The organism is Actinosynnema sp., from assembly GCF_052038725.1.
This window is the reverse complement of the sequence record NZ_JBQGCX010000367.1, coordinates 1-2,691: the sequence shown is the minus strand read 5'-3', so window position 1 is coordinate 2,691 and position 2,691 is coordinate 1. Positions and strand designations below refer to the sequence as shown.

The following is a 2,691-nucleotide window of genomic DNA, read 5'->3' as shown; positions in this document are numbered from 1 at the left end:
TCGACGGCCTCGCGGGTGACCGCGCGCAGCGCCGCCGAACCGGCCTCGTCGCGCGGGCGCAGCACGTGCCACCAGTCCAGCGGCGGCACGACCGGGCTGCCCGAGGCGTTCTCCTGGCAGGGCTCGTCGCCGAGCGCGTCGAGCGCGGGCAGGTGGTCGGTCCAGTAGTGGCAGGTCAGGGGCGGCAGCGGGGTCGGCTCGGTCAGCTCAGCGCTGGCCGCGCGGCCCAGTGCGGCGATCGCGGCGGGCAGGCCGCTGGGCGCCGGCGCGGTGGTGGCGCGGTACGGCTCCCGGAACCACGAGAGCGCGTCGTCGACCTGCCAGTCGGTGATGGTGGGCCCGGTCGCGGCCAGCGCCTCCGGGCCCAGCGCGCGGGCGGTGTCGGCGAACGCGGCGAACGCGCGGAACCCGGCGCGCAGCAGGGCGCCGCGGCGCACCACGTCGGCCACGCCCGCGATCAGACCGGGGTGGGTCAGGCCGGGCAGGGCGGTGGTGATGGCCTCGGCGAGCGGGATGGCCTGCCCCCGCGAGACGGCCGCGAGCCAGGCCTGCCGGTCGTGCTTGTCCAGCTCCTCGACCAAGCCCTCCTCGCCGACCGCGGCGTCGAGCATGGCGTCGACGGCCTCGCGGGTGACCGCGCGCAGCGCCGCCGAACCGGCCTCGTCGCGCGGGCGCAGCACGTGCCACCAGTCCAGCGGTGGCACGACCGGGCTGCCCGAGGCGTTCTCCTGGCAGGGCTCGTCGCCGAGCGCGTCGAGCCTGCCCAGCTCGGTGCCGTCGACGTCGAGCAGCCGCAGGCCGTTGTGCACGGCCATCAGCACGAGCCGCCCGCCCGAGGGCAGGTGCAGCAGCCCGGCCGGGATCTCGCCGATCTTCGGCCTGCGCACGGTGCGGCCGTCGATCCCCTCGGCCGACCAGGAGCGGTCCGCCTCGCGGCGCACCCGCCAGCCGTGCAGGCCGTTCGCCGCGCCCAGCGGGCTGGTCGCGGTCCCGGGGACGGCGGGCCGCAGCTCGCAGGCCTCGTGGACCAGCCGGGCGCCGGTGGCGGCGAAGCCCTCCAGGAACGCGGGCAGGCTGGTCCGGCCCGCGTCGCCGGTGGCCGGGTCGATCTCGTGCAGGCTCCAGTCCCAGGCCTCGCCCCGGTCGGCCCACAGGGTCGTGCCGTCGCTCAGCGGGTCGGCGGTGACCGGGATGTCCGTGTCGCCGAGCTGCACGACCCGGCCGCCGGAGAACCGGCCGTCGCCGACCGCGATGGAGCCGCGCAGCGCGCCCGCGCGGTGGAACGGCGGTCGCCGGTCGGGCAGCGGGAAGGTGCTGCCGGGCGCGTGGCTCCAGTAGGCGCGCTCGCCGCCGGGGGCGTTCCAGCGCACCAGGAGCGAGCCGTCGTGCCAGTCGGCGCTCACCCGGAAGAACAGGCCGTGGCGCTGGTCGGCGGGGATGCGCAGCTGGTGCTCGTCGAGCACGCCGTCCGGGCCGACGACGACCAGCCGCTCGCCCCGGCTGAGCACGAGCGCGGGCCAGCCCTCGCCCGCGATCCGGGTGCCGTAGTCGCCGGGCGGGAGGGCCGCGAGGTCGCGGTGCGCCTGGTCGAGGGCGGGCCAGCCCAGCTCGTCGTACAGGCCGGCGCGCAGGGTGGTCAGGACGGCGCCCGCGACATCGGTGGCGGCGATCGCGTCGGCGGCCTCGGGCACGTCGGCGAACGCCTCGGGGATGCCGACCACGCGCAGCTCCGCCAGCCGCTCGCGCAGGGCGGGCAGCCCGTGCGGGCCGGGGCCGGGCGAGCGGGTGGTGATCCACGCGCCGAGCGCGGCGCGCAGGCCGGGGACGGCGCAGGCGGCGGTCAGCACGCCCGCGTCGACCACGTCGGCGCGCACGGCCCGCTCCAGGTGCACGACCAGGCCCTCGCCGAGGGCGTCGGCGAACTCGGAGGCGGCCAGGGCGCGCAGGTCGCGGCGGCCGGGGGCCTCGTCGGCGAGCCACTTGCCGACCGTGAGGTAGCTGTCGGGGTGCAGCGGGGGCGCGACGGGCACACCGCCGGCGAGGACCAGGTCGAGGACGTCGAGGGCGTGGTTGCGCCAGCCGCGCAGCAGCTCGACGGGGTGGCCGTCGGCGCGCAGGCGGGGCAGCATCCGCTCGACGAGGTCGAGCAGGGCCTGGGAGCGGGGGTTGGGCTCCCAGACGGGGTGGGCGGTGACGACGGCGGTGGCCAGCCAGTGCGCGGCGGTGACGGGGAGCGGCGGGCCGTCCGGGTCGGTGAGGGCGTCGGCGGCGCCGGACTCGGTGAGGACGTCGAGCCAGGTGTCGAACGCGGCGGCGTCGGCGGGGATGAACTCCAGCAGCCTGCGCCGCACGTCCGCGTCGGCGCGCGCCAGGTCGACGAGCGCGGGCCGGTAGGACTTCCAGAAGCCGGCGTTCGCCCTGGTGACGGCGGTCGTGCCGAGCAGGGCGGACAGCACGGACCGCTGCTCGGCGCGCTGGTCGAGCTTGGCCGCCTTGGCCAACCGGTTCAGGTCCTCGGGCATCCCGGCGTACGGGGGCAGCCCGCCCTGGGTGCGCTTGACGCACAGCGCGCGGAACAGGGCGTAGGAGGCGGCCGGGTCGCCCCGGCCGACCAGGCCCCTGGCGTGCGCGGACAGCGCCTTGGCGGTCAGGGCGCCCGCGAACGCGAACTCCAGGAACACCTCGCGGGTG

General features: G+C 77.9%; 1 pseudogene. It reads right to left on the bottom strand.

Annotated elements, in window-relative coordinates:
* Window positions 1-2,681 (bottom strand): annotated as a pseudogene (locus ACTUAL_RS07435) (hypothetical protein); the annotation flags it as partial.
* Window positions 2,682-2,691: the final 10 nt, after the last annotated feature.